The sequence below is a fragment of the Streptomyces sp. NRRL F-6676 genome, from assembly GCF_000725625.1.
In the GTDB taxonomy this organism is placed as follows: Bacteria; Actinomycetota; Actinomycetes; order Streptomycetales; family Streptomycetaceae; genus Streptomyces.
Window position 1 is genome coordinate 84,528 of sequence record NZ_JOHS01000010.1, and the last position, 16,585, is coordinate 101,112.

Consider the following 16,585-nt stretch of genomic DNA (forward strand, 5'->3'; position numbering starts at 1 on the left):
GCCTTCCCCGGGGGTTCAAGGGGCGGGGCCTTATCGGGGGTGGGGGCGCAGTCCCTGGGCCGCCCCGGGGGCGGAGCCCCGCACGGCCTGGGCGCGTGGCCCCGGGGTGGGCCGGGTGTCGTCGGGGCGCACCGGGGTGGGCCGGGTGCCGCCGGGGCGCACCGGGGGCGTCGGGGAGTGCCGTCAGCATGCCGCGCCCCCCGTCGCCGCGCCCGCCGCCTGGCGCAACGCCTCCGCTCGCAGGTCCGCCGCGCGGCGCAGCGCCGCGACGGCGGGGTCGGCGGGGTCGCCCGCCTCGCCGTGGGCCGCGGCGAGGACCTCGTCGACCGTCGTGAGCCCGCCCAGCTCCGCCCGCGCCGCCCGGCCGAGCGCGGTCACCGCACCCGCCGCGCGCGAGCGCTCCCGGCAGTGGAACGCCAGCTCGCACGTGGACAGGCACTCCGGCGCGTACGCCGCCGGAACCGACTCCACGGCGGCGGAAAGCCGCTCCGGCGGCAGGTCGAGGCCGAAGCACGTGCCCTCGGGCAGCGCCCCGGCGATCTCCTCGATGCGGGTGAGCCGGGCGAGCTGCCGCCGCGTGACCGACCGCTGCTTGCGGACGTCGACCGCGGCAGCCGTGGCCAGGTTGGAGAAGTCCTTCGGACAGACCAGCAGGATGCGGTGGCGCACCGCGGGCACCGGCTCCAGCCGCGCCGCGACCTCTTCGAGCGCCAGCACGTACACCGCGGACTGCCGCGCCGCCGCCCCCACCTTGGCCGCGTCGGCCGAGCCGTCCAGCATCGGGAAGGACTTGATCTCCACGACCGTCCACGACCCGTCCGGATGGACGACCACCGCGTCCGGTTCCAGGAACGCGGGGGAGCCGGCCACGTCGAGCGCGAGCATGGGGTGGTCGAGCAGCGTCCAGCCGCCCGCCTCGACGGCCTCCCGCAGCGCCAGCGCCGTACGGGCCGTGCGCCCGGCCGGGCCGACCGCCGTCAGGTCGGGCACGGACGAGGTCTCCGGCGGCGGGGCACCCGGGTCCAGCCGCTCGTGCACCAGCCGGAGTAGTTCCGCGCCGCCGTCCGCCTTGACCCGCTTCTCGAACGCGTTGCCCCGCGTGAGGGCGAACTGCGACTGCCCGAAGGACGACGGCGCGCCCAGCGCGTCCGCGAGCGCCGCCTTGTCCACCCCCGCGCCGTCGAGCAGCGCGCGCCGGTCGCAGCCCGGGTTGGCGGCCAGCGCGGCGAGCGCCCGGGCGTCGAGCGCCTTGGGCGGCGGCGGGGGCTCACCCGCCACCGGGCCGGCCGGGCCCCTCAGCTCAGCGAGCCGGTGCTGGAGCGCCGTCCCCGGCATCCGCGGGGGCGGCACCCGGTTCGGCTCCCGGCCCGTGGCGGGTTTCGCGCTGTCGGGGAATTCGCTCACCCGCCGAAGTCTGGCATCCACCACTGACAATCGGGGAACCGCCACCGCGCGCGGCCGCCAGGACCGGCGCCAGCCGCGCCGCCAGCGCCGTCCGCAGCACCGCCGCGACCCGCATCACCGGCCCGGCCAGCAGCAGCCCGACGCCCATCACGGCGACCCCGGCGAGCGCGTCCAGCAGATAGTGGTTGGCGGTGCCCATGACCACGATCGTGGTGAGCAGCGGATAGGCGACGCCCGCCACCTTCAGCGTGCGCGTGCGGCCGTAGCGCCACAGCATCACTCCGCACCACAGCGCCCACCCCACGTGCAGGCTCGGCATCGCCGCGTACTGGTTCGTCATGCCGCCCATGCCGCGCGGCGCGCTCGCCTCGCCGCCCCACCAGCCGTACGAGCTGTACTGCGCCATCGTGTCCACGAACCCGTGGGCGGGGTGCAGCAGCCGGGGCGGGCAGGTCGGCAGCAGCGTGAAGCCGATCAGACCGAGGAACGTGGACGTCATCAGCCAGGTGCGGACCACGCGGTACTGCTCCGCGTGCGCGCGGAACATCCATACGAGGATCGCGGGGGTGATGACGTAGTGCAGCGACGCGTACCAGAAGTCGGCCGGCACGCCGAGCCAGGCGTGGTCCGTGAACAGCTGGTTGAGCGGGTGCTCGGCGTTGATGTGGAGGAACTTCTCGATGCGCAGGATCGCCAGGCCGTGGTCGACGGCGCCGGGCACGTCCCCGCGCACGATGAGCCGGCCCGCCGAGTACGCGGCGTAGACCACGATGATCAGGGGCAGTTCCGTCCACCAGCGGGCACGGGGCGCGGAGGCTTCCGCCTGGCGCGGCCGGGGCCGCGGGCGCGCCTCGCGCTCCGGCCCGGGCTGCGGACCCGCCTCGATGCCCGGAGACTCGGTCTGCGGCATCCGATCGCCCTCCCCCTTCTCGTCGCTACGGGTGCCCGGTGGCATGACGGTCCACCTTACGGTGCCTGCGCACGTCCCCGTGGGTCCCCCCGGCACTCCAAGACGCAGAGATCGCTTTCCGGGTTGCCCGACCGGTTCCCCGAGGAGGCGCCCGGGGTGCCTCCGACAGGGTGAGCGATGATGGAGGGAACCGCCTCTTCTTTTGTCATCGAATACTGCGTCGATCCCGCGTGGACGCATCCTTGTCATCGAAAGGTCCCTCATGGCACCGCGCATCCTGCTGGCCCGGCACGGACAGACGGAATGGTCCCTGCTCGGGAAGCACACGGGCCGGACGGACGTGCCGCTCCTGGAGGAGGGCCGGCAGGGCGCCAAACTGCTGGGCGAACGACTGCACCGGGCGCCGCTGGACGGCCTCTCCGGGGCCGTGGTGCGCACGAGCCCGCTGCTGCGCGCCCGGGAGACGTGCGAACTGGCCGGCTTCGGTGAGCGTGCCGAGCCCTGGGACGCGCTCCTGGAGTGGCACTACGGGGCCTACGAGGGCATGACGCCGGACGAGATCCAGGGGGTGCGGCCGGGGTGGCTGATCTGGCGCGACGGCGTCCCCGAGGGCGAGACCGCGGCTCAGGTGTCCGCGCGCGCGGACGACGTCGTCTCCTGGGTGCGCGGCCAGGAGCGGGACGTCCTGCTGTTCGCCCACGGGCACATACTGCGGGCGATCGGGGCGCGGTGGCTGGGGCTGCCGCTGTCGTTCGGGGCCCGGGTGCGGCTCAGCCCCGCGTCGCTGTCCGTACTGGGATGGGCGTACGGGGAGGCGGCGATCGAGTCGTGGAACGACGTGGGGCACCTGGCGGTGTGACGGTCCCGCCCCGAGGGGTGCGGTACGCCAGGGCTCAGCGCGCCGGCCGCGGGACGTCGGCGTACCGGTCGAGGAACGCCGCGACCTCCGCCGTCCCGCGGTGCGGCAGCAGCAGTCCCGTCGTGGCGGACAGCATGGTGCGCACGCGGGAGGAGCGGACCTCGTCCAGCAGGTCCAGGGCGCGGTGGCCCGCCGCGGCGGCCTCGTCGGGGCGGCCGTCCCGGGCCAGGTCGTCCGCCAGTTCCGCCGTGTAGAGGACGATGTTGCGCGTGAAGTGCGGGTCCTGGAGGCGCGCCGCCCGCCGCGCGTGCCGGGCCGCCCGCGAGAAGTCGCCCAGCGCCGACCAGCACTGCGCCTCCAGGCCCTCCAGCTCGGCCTCGCCGTAGAAGGACATCCACTCCGGGTCCGCCGCCGCCGGACCCCGGGTGAACAGCGCCTTGGCCCGGTCCAGCGCCCGCTCGCACTCCGCACGGTCGCCGAGCCCCGCCCGGCCGCCCGCCTCGCGTAGCGCCAGCAGCGACAGCAGCCGGTGCGAGCCCAGCGGCCGGGCCGCCCGCCGGCCCGCCTGCGCCGCCCGTACCGCCTCCCGGGGCCGGCCCGCGTCCCGGGCCAGGAACGAGGTGTTGCAGAACGCGTGCGCCTCCAGGGCCGGGTCCCCGGCCATCCGGGCGGTCGCCAGCGCCTCCGCGTAGTGCGAGCGCGCGTCGTCGAAGCGGCCCGAGTCGTGTGCCAGCCAGCCCACCGAGAGGGCCAGTTCGCCCGCCCCCGCGTACAGCCGGTCCGCCGTCGACCGGCGTGCCGTACCGGCGTCCAGCAGGGCGTACGCGGTGCGCAGCGGGGCGGCCGCGTGCCGGTAGAGGCCGTCGGCGCCGTGCCGGTCGTCGAGCAGCCGGATCCGCCGTACGGCCTCCTCCAGGAGGTCCGCCTCGGCGGTCCCCGCCCGGCGGGCCGGGCGTCCGGCGGCCGCGGCCTCGGGGACGAGCCCGAAGGACCCCAGGGAGACGGCCGCCGCGGTCGCGGTGCCGCCTGTCATGAATGCGCGACGCCGCACGTCGCTCTCCTCGTGGTTCGGCCGCTGCGGGCCGTCGTACGCGCGCGTGCCGTACGACGCCGTGTGCGTGGGTGTACTGATGTCCGGTTCAGGGGGCGGTGGCGTCTCGTCGGCCGGGCGCGGGGGCCGGCCGCGTACGGACGCGCGGGGGGCGAACCCCAGATCGGTCAGCGTCCGGCCGGGGAACATGTGCAGGAACACCCGTTCGTAGGCGTAGTTGGGGCAGCGGATCTCCCCCGCCTCCACCCGTCCGATGTACCGGGCGTCGCAGCCCACCCGCTCGCCGATCTCCCGGGCGGCCCGCCGCACCGCCGCCGCGAACTCGCCCGGCGAGCGCTGCCCGCGCAGCCGCCGGAAGGCGAGGTTCGGCCTCGGTGGCCTGGGGGACTGGGACGAGGTCACCGCTGACGACGCCATGGCCGGGCCCTCTCTCGCACTCCGTCGAACCGTCCGACGGAGCAGGACCGTACCCGTCCGCCGGATCCCGTCATGCGAGGTTTGGCTACAAACCGGATATCTCATCCCGGATCTGCCATGAAGTGCCATCCTTTGTGCGGTGTCTGTGCCGTAGCCGTTGACGGACTCGCGCGTTGAACCCCGTGGACCGGGAGCCGCCCGTACTCCCGACCGCTCAGCCGTCAGGAGGGGTACGCCGTGTGGGAGGCCGGGATGAAGAGGATCGATCCCCGTAGGTCGCTGTCGTCCGGTGCGCTGTCGTCCGGTTCGTCGCCGGCCGGTTCGCTGACGTCGGGGTCACGGCCGGCCCGGCCGCTGTCGTCGCCGTGCGGTCCCGACGTGGTGACCGTTCCCGCGCGGCAGGGGCTGGAGGCCGTCGACATCCTGCGCCGCGGCACCGGCGACCGCGTCGGACCCGTCCTGCACGACGACGACTGCGACACCCTCGGCTTCCTGGTACCGCCCGGGACGGCGGACGCCTGGGACGTGCCGGGCAGCACCTGTACGCAGACGGACGGCCGGGGAGCGGCCCTGGCCACCCCCGAACCGGCCGGCGAGGGCGGCGGCTGGCTGCTGCCGCCGGGCGGCACCGAGCCCGCCACGGACCCGGCGGTGCTGCGGGACGCGCTCGGCGAGGCCGCCCGGCTGCTCCGGGCGGCGGACAGCTGCCGGTGACCTGCGCGGACGATCGCCGCGGGTGAGGGCCCGCCGCGTCGGGGCGGCGCGCGCCCCGTCGATAATGGACGGATGGCGAGGAGCGCGAAGGCGGCAAGAACTCCGCGGGCCGACAAGGCCGCGAAGGCCGTGGAACCCGGGCGCGGCGGACGCGACGGGGTCCGGGACGGCGGCCGGCGGGCGGGCGCCGAGGTCGAGGAGACCGTCGACGGCGGGCTCGCCCGGCTGACGCCCGACCGTGACCGCCCCCGCGCCTGGAGCCTGTTCCTCGACGGCGCCCCGCAGTCGCACGTCGACCTCGACGACCCCACCCGCCTCACCTTCGACTACCAGCGCCGCCTCGGACATGTGATCGACCTCGCCGCCCCGCCCGGCCGGCCGCTGCACGTCGCCCATCTCGGCGGCGGCGCCTTCACCCTCGCCCGCTACACCGCCGCCACCCGCCCCCGCTCCACCCAGCAGGTCGTCGAACGCGACGGCGCCCTGGTGCGGCTCGTGCGCGAGGCGCTGCCGCTGGACCCCCGGGCGCGGATCCGCGTCCGCACCCTCGACGCCCGCGAGGGGCTCGGCAAACTGCCGGACGACTGGGCCGACGTCGTCCTCGCCGATGTGTTCGACGGGGCGCGGACACCGGCCCACCTCACCTCGACGGAGTTCCTCACCGACGTGCGCCGGGTGGTGCGCGCCGGCGGACTGTACGCGGCCAATCTGACGGACGGTCCGCCGCTGGCCCATCTGCGCGGCCAGATCGCCACGGCCGCCGCCGTCTTCCCGGAACTCGCGCTGGTCGCCGAACCGGCCGTGCTGCGCGGCCGGCGCTTCGGCAACGCGATCCTCGTCGCCTCCGCCGCGCCCCTGCCCGTCGCCGAACTCACCCGCCGCGCCGCCTCCGACCCGCACTCCGCGCGGGTCGAACACGGCAGGGCGCTGGCCGACTTCACCGGCGGCGCGCGCCCGGTGACCGACGCGGACGCGGTGGCGTCACCGGCCCCGCCGCCCTCGGTGTTCGATTGAAGGGTCCCGGGGGGAGGGTCAGTAGGTGCCGATGTCCACGTGCGGCGGCCCGTCGTGCCAGGTGCAGAAGACCGAGACCTTGTCCGCGCCCGAGGTGAACTCCACGCGGATCCACGACTCCGTCTTCCACACCTGCATCGACCAGCCGGCCCCCGGCGTCGCCGACACCAGCGTCGCCGAGGTCTCGCCGATGTCGAACACGACCCGGCCGCCGTCGGTGTCGTAGCCCTTGACCTGCCCGGACGCGTCCGGCGGCGGCGAACTCTTCGGCGCACGCGCGGGCGCGTGCGAGGAGGACGGGGCGGTGGAGGGGGCCGAAGTACCGGACGGTGCGGGCGACTTCGGCTCGTGGGTCGGCGACGGGCTCTTCGCCGGTTTCGGCGCGCGGCTGGTGGCGCTGGCCAGCGCCCGGGCCTCCTGCGTCGCACCGGCCGCCGTGATCGGCAGGGCGCGCGGCGGATCGTAGGCGGTCCCCGCCATGACCGTGTGGACACCCCACCACGACAGCGTGACCGCCGCGCCGGTGGCGAGCGACCACGCCAGAACGTGAACGAGTCCTCTGAACATCGCTGTCATACTGCCTCACCCGCCCCACGGGTGTCTCACCAGTCGCACACAGTCTCGAATGTCCGTTGTGCGTCGTGGAGTTGTCCACAGGCCCCGGACGGCCTCGCACGCATGGCGTACGGTGCGGCGCATGGCAAGTGTGCTCGTGGTCGAGGACGACCAGTTCGTACGCTCCGCGCTCATCCGGCATCTGACCGATGCCGCGCACACCGTGCGCAGTGTCGGCACCGCGCTCGCCGCGCTGCGCGAGGTCGCCCACTTCTCGTTCGACGTCGTGATACTCGACCTCGGACTGCCCGATCTGGACGGCTCCGAGGCGCTGAAGATGCTGCGCGGCATCACCGACGTACCGGTGATCGTGGCCACCGCCCGGGACGACGAGACGGAGGTCGTCCGGCTGCTCAACGCGGGCGCCGACGACTATCTGACCAAGCCGTTCTCCGTCGAGCACCTCTCCGCCCGGATGGCCGCCGTGCTGCGCCGGGCCCGGTCGGGCGCGGGCGAGGCGCCGGTGTCCACGGTGATCCGGGTCGGCGGGCTCGCCATCGACCCGCTGCGCCGCCAGGCCGAACTCGACGGCATACGACTGGACCTGACCCGGCGCGAGTTCGACCTGCTCGCCTTCCTCGCCGGCCGCCCCGGCGTGGTCGTCCCCCGCAAGGAACTGCTCGCCGAGGTGTGGCAGCAGTCCTACGGCGACGACCAGACCATCGACGTCCACCTCTCCTGGCTGCGCCGGAAGCTGGGGGAGACGGCGGCCAGGCCCCGCTATCTGCACACGCTGCGCGGCGTGGGCGTGAAGCTGGAGCCGCCGAGAGCGGAGCCGCTGTCATGAGGTGGGCACTGGTCAAGGTCTGCGTGGCGGTGACCACCATGGTCGTGGTCGCCTTCGCGGTACCGCTCGGCCTGGTCATCAAGGAGATGGCACGCGACCGCGCCTTCTCCAACGCCGAGCGGGAGGCGGCGGCGGTGGCGCCCGCGCTGTCCATCACCACCCAGCGGGACCAGCTGGAGCGCGTCGTCGCCTCGGCCGGCTCCGACGACCAGGGCATCGCGGTGCACATACCGGCGGCCTCACCGACCGACGACACCGGTGCCGCCGTCAGCGGTGAGGGCGAGGGCGCCGCGAAGGCCCTCGACCTCGGCCGGCAGCGCGCCGCCGACAACGACATCGAGGCCACCCGGAAGCTGGGCCGGGCCTCCACCAGCGAGGTGGCGGGCGGCTTCACCCTGCTGCAACCCGTCGCGATCGGCTCCGGGGCCATCGCCGTGGTCGAGGTGTACGTGCCCGAGGCCGAGGTCAGCAACGGCGTCGGCACGGCCTGGGCGGTGCTCGCCGCCGTCGGCGCCGCGCTCGTCGTCGGCTCGGTCGCCGTGGCCGACCGGCTCGGTGTGCGCATGGTGCAGCCCGCGCAGCGCCTGGTCGAGGGCGCGCACGAACTGGGGGAGGGGAAGCTGGGCGCCCGGGTGCCCGAGGAGGGGCCGACCGAACTGCGGCTCGCGGCGGTCGCGTTCAACTCCATGGCCGACCAGGTCGTCCAACTGCTCGCCAACGAACGGGAACTGGCCGCCGACCTGTCGCACCGGCTGCGCACCCCATTGACGGTGCTGCGGCTCAACGCGGCCTCGCTCGGCGAGGGGCCCGCCGCCGACCAGACCAGGGCCGCCGTCGCCCAGCTCGAACGCGAGGTCGACACCATCATCCGCACGGCCCGCGAGGCCAAGCCGCAGACGGCCGCGCCCGGCCCCGGGGCGGGGTGCGACGCGGCGGAAGTGGTGCGCGAGCGCATGGAGTTCTGGTCCGCGCTCGCCGAGGACGAGGGACGCAAGGTGCGCACGGCCGGCATCGACCGGCCGGTACGCATACCCGTGGCCCGCGCCGACCTGGCCGCCGCGCTCGACGCCCTGCTCGGCAACGTCTTCCGGCACACCCCGGAGGGCACCGCCTTCGCGGTCGACGTGCACAACGCGGAGGACGCGGTGATCGTGCTGGTCTCCGACGCCGGCCCCGGCATCGCGGACCCCGACGCCGCGATGGCCCGCGGCCGCGGTTCGGGCAACGACGGCTCGACGGGGCTGGGCCTCGACATCGTGCGCCGCCTGGCCGAGTCGACGGGCGGCGACGTCCGCATCGGCTCGTCGGTACTCGGCGGCACGGAGGTCCGCATCTGGATACAGCTCGACGGCCGCGGCACGACAACGGGCAGCCGCCGCGGCCATCGGGGACGGGAGCGCAAGCGCAAGCGGGTCGCGGTGGCGAGGTAACGGCACGCAGGGCGGCGCCCCCGGGGGGCGCGGGGCTGATTCGATGTGTGGCTTCGCCGCGTGGGCGCGGCCGGCCCTCCGCACGCCCGTACCCGCCGAACAACCGCGCCCACCGAGCTGTAGGCATTGGTCTCTACCTTTAACCCCCTCCGATCCCTTCCTTAAGCGCACCCTAAGATCCCCGCCCCCCGCCCGGATTCGGGCGATCCGCCCGAATCCTGGCCGCTAGCTTTCTGCCGCACCCCCACTTCCGTGAGCAGTCGAAAGCAGGCACCTGATGAGCAGTACGCACCGGCGCAAGGTCAGCGGCAGGAACAAGGTGATCGGCGGCGTCGTCGCCGCGGCCGTGGCGGGCGGCGGCGCCTTCGCGCTCACCGGTACCGCGCACGCGGCCGGCGTCGGTGCCGTCTACACCAAGTCCAGCACGTGGGAGACCGGCTACACCGCCCAGTACGTCGTCACCAACGAGAGCGGCTCCAAGGAGTCCGACTGGACGCTGGAGTTCGACCTGCCCTCCGGCGCGCGGATCAGCTCGCTGTGGAACGCCACGTCGAAGGTGAGCGGGCAGCACGTCACCGTGACGGCCCCGTCCTGGGACAAGGACGGACTCGCGGCGAACGAGTCCGTCACCGTCGGCTTCGTCGTCAACGGCAAGGGCGACCCCACCGGCTGCCGCATCGACGGCGCGAGCTGCTCCGCCGACGGCGGCGCCACCCCCGAGCCGAGCGGGCGCCCCTCTCAGACGGCCACCTCCGAGCCGACCGCGGAGCCCACCAAGAGCGCCACGCCGTCGCAGAGCTCCTACCCGAAGCCGAGCTCCAGCCCGTCGACCCCGGACACCGGCAACGGCAGCGCGGGCGGCGCCGGCTTCGCCCCGTACGTCGACACCTCCCTCTACCCCGCCTTCGACCTGCTCGCCGCGGCCGACGCCACCGGGGTGAAGGACTACAACCTCGCCTTCGTCACCGACGGCGGCGGCTGCACCCCCAAGTGGGGCGGCGTCAGCGACCTGGGCAGCGACGCCGTCGCCGCGCAGATAGGCAAGCTGCGGGACAAGGGCGGCGACGTCCGCGTCTCCTTCGGCGGCGCGTCCGGCTCCGAGCTCGGCACGACCTGCTCCTCCGCGGACGCGCTGGCGGCGGCGTACGGCAAGGTCGTGGACACGTACAAGCTGACCAAGGTCGACTTCGACATCGAGGGCGGTGCGCTGCCCAACACCGCGGCCAACACCCGGCGTGCCCAGGCCATCGCCAAGCTCCAGCAGTCGCACTCCGGGCTCGACGTCTCCTTCACCCTGCCCGTCATGCCGGAGGGGCTGACCCAGGACGGCGTCAACCTGCTGTCCAACGCCAAGTCCAACGGCGTGAAGATCTCCGCCGTCAACATCATGGCGATGGACTACGGGGCCTCGTACAACGGGGACATGGGCGGTTACGCGACCCAGGCGGCCACGGCCACGCAGGCCCAGATCAAGAGCGTGCTCGGGCTGTCGGACAGCGCGGCCTGGAAGGCGGTCGCGGTCACGCCGATGATCGGCGTCAACGACGTGTCGACGGAGGTGTTCAAGGTCGACGACGCCACGCAGCTGGTGGACTTCGCGAAGTCGAAGGGGCTGGGGTGGCTGTCGATGTGGTCGGCGACACGGGACAAGCAGTGCGCGGGTGGGGCGAAGAACACGGCGGACGCGACGTGCAGCTCGATCACCCAGGGGGCGTTCGACTTCTCCAAGGCCTTCGGGGCCTACAAGTAGGGGGCGGCCGGCCGTGACGTACGGGGATTCTCCCTAGGGAGAGGAGCTGCCCGGCGCCCTCCGCCGGGCAGCTCCCGTTCAGCGCGGGGCGCGGTCCGCTTCCCCACGAAACCCCCCACCGGGACCGCGCCCCGTCCCCCGTGACCGGCCCGGCCGGCGTCCGCTTACGCCGGCCGGGCCGGGGCCTTGCGCGCGCCCCCGCGGCGGAGCCGCGCAGAAAACACAGCCCCGCGCCCCTTACGGGGCGCCCCCTGCGGGGCGCTGTGACCGTGCCCGCGCCGGGCGGGGCGGGTTGTGGCGCGGGCACGGTGGTCTAGGGGTGGGGCGGGAGTGCGCCGGTGCGGGCGGCCTGGCCGTACCAGTGGGCGCTCGACTTCGGGGTGCGGGCCAGGGTGCCGTAGTCCACGTACACCGCGCCGAAGCGCTTCTCGTAGCCGTACGCCCACTCGAAGTTGTCCATCAGGGACCACAGGTAGTAGCCCCGCACGGGGGCGCCCTCGTCGATCGCGCGGCGCACCGCCGAGAGGTGGCCGTGCAGGTAGGCGATGCGCTCCGGGTCGTGCACCCTGCCCTCGGCGTCCGGGACGTCGTCGTACGCGGCACCGTTCTCGGTGATGTACAGCGGCAGTCCGGGTGCCTCGCGGGCGTAGCGCATGACCAGGTCGTGCAGCCCGGTCGGGTCGACCGTCCAGCCCATCGCCGTCCGGTCGCCCGGGGTCTGGTGGAAGGCCACGTCGTCGGCGCCCGGCCAGGGGGCGTGCTCGCTCGCGCCGTGCCCGTCCGCGCGCGGACCGGACGGCGCGTTCTCCGCCGCGCTCACCAGGGCCGGCGTGTAGTAGTTCAGGCCGAGCGCGTCCAGCGGCTGGTGGGCGAGGATCAGGTCGCCCTGCTGGACGAACCCCCAGTCGGTGACCGCCCGGGTCGCCTTGATCAGCGTCTCCGGGTACGCCCCGTGCAGCATCGGGCCGTGGAAGACGCCGTTGGCCAGGTCGTCGATCCGCTGCGCCGCGTCCAGGTCCGCCGGGTCCTGCGACAGCGGGCGTATCACCTGGGAGTTGAGGCTGACGGCGACGGTGTTGCGGGCCGGCATCGTGGCCCGCAGGGCGGTCGTGGCCAGGCCGTGCGCCAGGTTGAGGTGGTGCGCGGCGCGCAGCGACGCCTCCGGCTCGGTGCGCCCCGGGGCGTGCACGCCGGAGCAGTAGCCGAGGAAGGCGCTGCACCAGGGTTCGTTCAGGGTGATCCACTGCTCGACGCGGTCGCCGAGCGCCTGTCCGAGGAGCGCCGCGTACTCGGCGAACCGGTAGGCGGTGTCCCGCTCGGGCCAGCCGCCCGCGTCCTCCAGCTCCTGGGGGAGGTCCCAGTGGTAGAGCGTGAGGGCCGGCTTGATGCCGTGGGAGAGCAGTTCGTCGACCAGGCGGCGGTAGAAGTCCAGGCCGCGCTGGACCGCGGGGCCGCGGCCGGTGGGCTGCACGCGGGACCAGGAGACGGAGAAGCGGTACGACGACAGGCCGAGCTCCGCCATCAGCGCGACGTCGTCGCGGTAGCGGTGGTAGTGGTCGACGGCGGTGTCGCCGTGGTCGCCGCCGGCCGTCTTCCCCGGGGTGTGGCTGAAGGTGTCCCAGATGGACGGCGTACGGCCGTCCTCCGCCACCGCTCCCTCGATCTGGTACGCGGAAGTGGCCGCTCCCCAGACGAAGGCGGGAGGGAAGGACACGGACATCGGCTCGGTCATGGAATCGCTCCCACGGGTTGGCTGCGCGGCCCATTATGCATGGGAGCGCTCCCACGAGGAAACCCCCTCGCACGCGGATACGGTTTTTGCGCCCCCGTCGGGGGCGTCCCGCAAGGGGCGCGAGCCCCCCACGCACCGGCACGCGCCGACGAAGAAGTACCCCCCGCCCCGGTGGGTGCCCGGGGTTTTCTCGCCCCCGCCGCCCCTACCCTTCCCGTCCCTTCAAGGGGCTCCGCCCCTTGGACCCCGGAGAGCTCGGGTGGGGAGCGCGGGTGGGTGGGGCCTTCTCGCGCAGTTCCCCGCGCCCCCAAGGGGCGCGGTTGCTCGCGCCCGCGCGGCGGCAGCCGCAGGCGCAGGGCCGCGCCCCACCAGGGGCGCGGGGAACTGCGCGGGCGACCACGACGCACCTCGCACCCGCCGAAGCACAGAACCCCCACCCCAGTAGGCGCCTCCGCCCACCAAAGCCTTCCCCGCGGCCCCGTTACTCCCCCCGCCGGAGGCGTAGGCCCCCCGCCAAAGGCGCGCGCATCCCCCGCCGGAGGCACACGCATCCCCCGCCAGAAGCACGCCCCCCCCGCAGGAGGCGTACGCCCCTCGCCAAAGGCGCACACATCCCCCCGCCGAAGGCGCACCTACGCCTAAGTCGGTGAGGGGAACCCCCTCACGCCGACTCCCGTACCACCAGTTCCGTCGGCAGGACGACCGCCCGGTGCCCCGACCCCCGCTGCGCGATCTCGTCGAGCAGCAGGTCCGCCATCGTCCGCCCCATCTCCTCCAGCGGCTGCCGCACACTCGTCAGCGGCGGGTCGATGTGCCGCGCCACGATGGAGTCGTCGAAGCCGATCACCGCGACGTCGTCCGGCACCCGCCGCCCCGACGCCCGCAGCTCCAGCACCGCCCCCGACGCCGTCACGTCCGACGCGGCGAACACCGCGTCCACCTCCGGCCGCTGCCGCAGCAGCTCCCGCATCGCCCAGCGGCCGCCGTCCTCCGTGAAGTCGCCCTGGACGATGAGGCCCTCGTCGACCGTGAGTCCCGCCCGCTCGAGCGCCCCCCGGTACCCCTCGAGCCGGGACTGCGCCACGTCCATGTCCAGCGGCCCGGTGATCGTGCCGATGGTCCGGCGGCCGCCCGCCAGCAGGTGCTCGACCGCGCTGCGCGCCCCGCCCCCGTTGTCCGCGCGGACGTGCCCCAGCGGCTCGCCGTCGCCGCGCCGGCCCGCCAGGACCGTCGGCACGGACAGCTCTTCGAGCCGGTCGGGCAGCGTGTCGTCGCTGTGCACGGCCATCATCAGCACGCCGTCCACCCGCTGGGCGGACAGATACGTGGCGAGCCGCGCGTACTCCTTCTCGTCGCGCACCAGCACCAGCAGCAACTGCATGCCCGCGCCGGCCAGTCCGGCGGAGACCCCGCGGATGATCCCGGAGAAGTACGGCTCGGAGAAGAGCCGGTTCTCCGCCTCGGGGACGACCAGTGCCACGGAGTCCGTGCGCTGGGTGACCAGGGAGCGGGCGGCGCGGTTCGGGATGTAGCCGAGTTCGTCGATGGCCCGCTCCACCGCGGCCCGGGAGCGGTCGCTCACCTTGGGGGAGCCGTTGATCACCCGGGAGACGGTGCCGCGCCCGACGCCGGCGAGGGCGGCCACGGCGTTCAGGGTGGGGCGCCGGACGTCCGCGCTCTTCGCCGGCTGTTCGGCAGGGCTCATCGTTCACCTCTCGGCGATCAGTGGTGGGCGGGCCTCATTCTGACCCAGAAATTTCCCGAACCGGCTCCGCGGACCGTCCGGGGCCCCGGGGTGGGACCCCCAAGGCGCCGGTGACCTGCGGGAATCCGGCGTGTGTCGGCCGTATGTCGCGCTGGTTACACGTGCTGTGACGACACATAAACGTGACGCCTACAACACGCTTGCGCAACGACGCCGTTTTCAAGTCTTGACACTGGGCCCGGCAGGAACCAGTCTTCCGGCATGCCGCGTGGGAGCGGTCCCACGGGTCCTCGGGGGGTTACTCCCGTGTGGACCAGAACACCGAAGGCCCTTCCCTCTACCTCGCAACACCCACTGTTGACCAGCATCTTTTCACCGCACGCCCAGTGTTGTGAACTGGCCGCTGCTCGAACCGAGAGGGCAGGTCCGGTCTGCCGGTTCCCCGGCAGTCCGATTCCTGAGGTCCCGTTCCCCACTGGAACAAGGAGTAGTGGAATGCGCATCACCCGTACCGGCGGCGGTCGAGGCCGCAGAGCAGCGGCCGTGACCACGACGGTCCTGACGGCCTCCGCGCTGTTGCTGACCGGCTGCAGCAGCGACGACTCGGACAGCTCGGACTCCAACGGGAACATCACCCTCAAGCTGGCGGACTTCGGGCAGTTCGGCTACAAGGAAGCCAAGCTGTTCGACGAGTACCACAAGCTGCACCCGAACATCACGGTCAAGGAAGAGACCACGGCGAAGGAGGAGGACTACTACCCGAAGCTGCTTCAGCAGCTGAACTCGAGCAGTGGTCTGGGGGACGTCGTCGGTCTCGAGGTGGGCCGCACCAAGGAGGTCACCACCACTCAGGCGGACAAGTTCGTCGACCTGAGCAAGGTCATCAACGTCGGTGACTGGGTGGACTGGAAGGAAAAGCAGGTCACCACCGACAGTGGCCAGGTGATCGGGGCCGGCACCGACATCGGCCCGATGTCGCTCTGCTACCGCCGTGACCTGTTCGAGAAGGCGGGTCTGCCGACCGACCGCAAGGACGTCACGAAGGCCGTCGCCGGCGGCTGGGAGGACTACATCAAGCTCGGTGAGAAGTACCAGAAGAACGCTCCCGACAAGACGTACTTCATGGACTCCGCGAGCGCGATGTACAACGCGGTCGTCTCCTCCTCGCCGGAGCAGTACTACAGCTCCGACGGCAAGGCGATCTACAAGGACAGCGCTTCGGTCAAGGACGGCTGGAACCTCGCGGTCGAGGCCACGAACAAGAAGCTGACCCAGGGCCTGGCCCAGTTCGACGACCCGTGGGTGGCCGCGCTGCGCAAGGGCTCGATCGCCACGATCGCGTGCCCCGCGTGGATGGCCGCGCAGATCTCCGTCAACTCCGGTGACGACTACAAGGGCAAGTGGGACATCGCCCGCGCGCCCGGCGACACCGCCGCCAACTGGGGCGGTTCCTTCCTCGCGGTGCCGAAGGCCGGCAAGCACGTGAAGGAGGCGCAGGAGCTGGTCAAGTGGCTGACGGCGCCCGAGCAGCAGGCCAAGGTGTTCAAGACCATCGGTGTCTTCCCGTCGAACACGAAGTCCTACGACCTCGACGACGTGAAGAACGCGAAGCTCCCGTACTTCAACAACGCCCCGATCGGTGAGATCTACGCCGAGGAGGCCAAGGCCATCCCCGCGGCGGTGCTCGGCCCGAAGGACGGCGTGATCAAGGACACGATCTCCCGCCAGATCAACAACATGGCGCAGCGTGGCACCAAGCCGGACAAGGCGTGGAGCGACGCGGTCGACACCATCGACAAGGCGATCGGCTGAACCACGGCGGTGCGGGTGGCCCCCAGGGGCTGCCCGCGCCGCACCGGCGGCTTCGGCCGCCGACGGCATCCGCACCACCGGGCCGGCGCTCACCCGCCGGCCGGGTGTGCGCCCCGGTGACGGGGGCCGTCCGTACCCGGGCGGCACGGGAGCCCCTGCCTGAGCGGCAGGGGGCTCGTGCCGGGGGTACGGGGCCCCGGCCGCCGGGGCGGCGCGGCGGTCGCACCGGGCGGTGCGGATTTCCGTACCCGGGCGGTGCGGGGCCCCGTGCCCGAGCGGTAGGGATGACGTACCTGAGCGGTACGGGGTGAAGTACCCGAGCGGTACGGGGTGATGTACCCGAGCGGTACGAGTCCCCCTTACCCGGGCGGTGCGCATCCCCGCA

The 16,585-nt window shown here is 73.5% G+C and carries 13 protein-coding genes; 7 read left to right on the forward strand and 6 right to left on the reverse strand.

Annotation, left to right across the window (positions count from 1 at the left end):
- Window positions 1–183: 183 nt before the first annotated feature.
- Complete coding sequence (locus IO29_RS09345) at window positions 184–1,350, reverse strand: hypothetical protein (RefSeq protein ID WP_030379824.1); 1,167 nt, start codon at window positions 1,348–1,350, stop codon at window positions 184–186.
- Complete coding sequence (locus IO29_RS09350) at window positions 1,301–2,314, reverse strand: phosphatase PAP2 family protein (protein ID WP_030379825.1); 1,014 nt, start codon at window positions 2,312–2,314, stop codon at window positions 1,301–1,303. The genes IO29_RS09345 and IO29_RS09350 overlap by 50 nt, the downstream gene beginning before the upstream one ends.
- A gap of 262 nt (window positions 2,315–2,576) precedes the next feature.
- On the opposite strand from IO29_RS09350, the gene IO29_RS09355 reads away from it, so the two are divergent.
- Complete coding sequence (locus IO29_RS09355) at window positions 2,577–3,173, forward strand: histidine phosphatase family protein (RefSeq protein WP_030379826.1); 597 nt, start codon at window positions 2,577–2,579, stop codon at window positions 3,171–3,173.
- 34 nt (window positions 3,174–3,207) lie between these two features.
- Here IO29_RS09355 and IO29_RS09360 read toward each other — a convergent pair whose 3' ends face one another.
- Complete coding sequence (locus IO29_RS09360; protein WP_030379827.1) at window positions 3,208–4,641, reverse strand: NsdA family TPR-like regulatory protein; 1,434 nt, start codon at window positions 4,639–4,641, stop codon at window positions 3,208–3,210.
- A gap of 237 nt (window positions 4,642–4,878) precedes the next feature.
- On the opposite strand from IO29_RS09360, the gene IO29_RS09370 reads away from it, so the two are divergent.
- Together IO29_RS09370 and IO29_RS09375 are read left to right on the forward strand one after the other, a co-directional pair.
- Window positions 4,879–5,355 carry a hypothetical protein gene (locus IO29_RS09370; RefSeq protein WP_420707471.1) on the forward strand — a complete coding sequence of 159 codons (477 nt, stop codon included), beginning with the start codon at window positions 4,879–4,881 and terminating at the stop codon, window positions 5,353–5,355.
- 72 nt (window positions 5,356–5,427) lie between these two features.
- Window positions 5,428–6,369, forward strand: a complete 942-nt coding sequence (locus IO29_RS09375) for a spermidine synthase (RefSeq protein WP_030379829.1) — start codon at window positions 5,428–5,430, stop codon at window positions 6,367–6,369.
- 18 nt (window positions 6,370–6,387) lie between these two features.
- Here IO29_RS09375 and IO29_RS09380 read toward each other — a convergent pair whose 3' ends face one another.
- Window positions 6,388–6,936, reverse strand: a complete 549-nt coding sequence (locus IO29_RS09380; protein WP_030379830.1) for a hypothetical protein — start codon at window positions 6,934–6,936, stop codon at window positions 6,388–6,390.
- Window positions 6,937–7,066: 130 nt separating this feature from the next.
- On the opposite strand from IO29_RS09380, the gene IO29_RS09385 reads away from it, so the two are divergent.
- The 3 genes from IO29_RS09385 (at window position 7,067) to IO29_RS09395 (ending at window position 10,951) form a co-directional block, all read left to right on the forward strand.
- Window positions 7,067–7,771, forward strand: coding sequence for a response regulator transcription factor (locus IO29_RS09385; protein ID WP_030379831.1), 705 nt, complete (start codon window positions 7,067–7,069; stop codon window positions 7,769–7,771).
- Complete coding sequence (locus IO29_RS09390; protein ID WP_030379832.1) at window positions 7,768–9,201, forward strand: sensor histidine kinase; 1,434 nt, start codon at window positions 7,768–7,770, stop codon at window positions 9,199–9,201. The genes IO29_RS09385 and IO29_RS09390 overlap by 4 nt, the downstream gene beginning before the upstream one ends.
- A gap of 277 nt (window positions 9,202–9,478) precedes the next feature.
- On the forward strand, window positions 9,479–10,951 hold the full coding sequence (locus IO29_RS09395; protein WP_030379833.1) for a glycoside hydrolase family 18 protein: 1,473 nt from the start codon (window positions 9,479–9,481) through the stop codon (window positions 10,949–10,951).
- 313 nt (window positions 10,952–11,264) lie between these two features.
- On the opposite strand, the gene IO29_RS09400 is transcribed toward IO29_RS09395, so the two are convergent.
- Together IO29_RS09400 and IO29_RS09405 are read right to left on the reverse strand one after the other, a co-directional pair.
- Window positions 11,265–12,683: a GH1 family beta-glucosidase gene (locus IO29_RS09400; RefSeq protein WP_030379834.1), complete on the reverse strand. Its 1,419-nt coding sequence runs from the start codon at window positions 12,681–12,683 to the stop codon at window positions 11,265–11,267.
- Between the two features lie 661 nt (window positions 12,684–13,344).
- A complete protein-coding gene (locus IO29_RS09405) occupies window positions 13,345–14,388 on the reverse strand; it encodes a LacI family DNA-binding transcriptional regulator (RefSeq protein WP_030379835.1) in 1,044 nt (347 codons plus the stop codon).
- 495 nt (window positions 14,389–14,883) lie between these two features.
- On the opposite strand from IO29_RS09405, the gene IO29_RS09410 reads away from it, so the two are divergent.
- The gene (locus tag IO29_RS09410; RefSeq protein ID WP_030379836.1) at window positions 14,884–16,200 is read left to right on the forward strand and encodes an ABC transporter substrate-binding protein; all 1,317 of its coding nucleotides are present in this window, start codon (window positions 14,884–14,886) and stop codon (window positions 16,198–16,200) included.
- The last annotated feature ends 385 nt before the right edge of the window (window positions 16,201–16,585 follow it).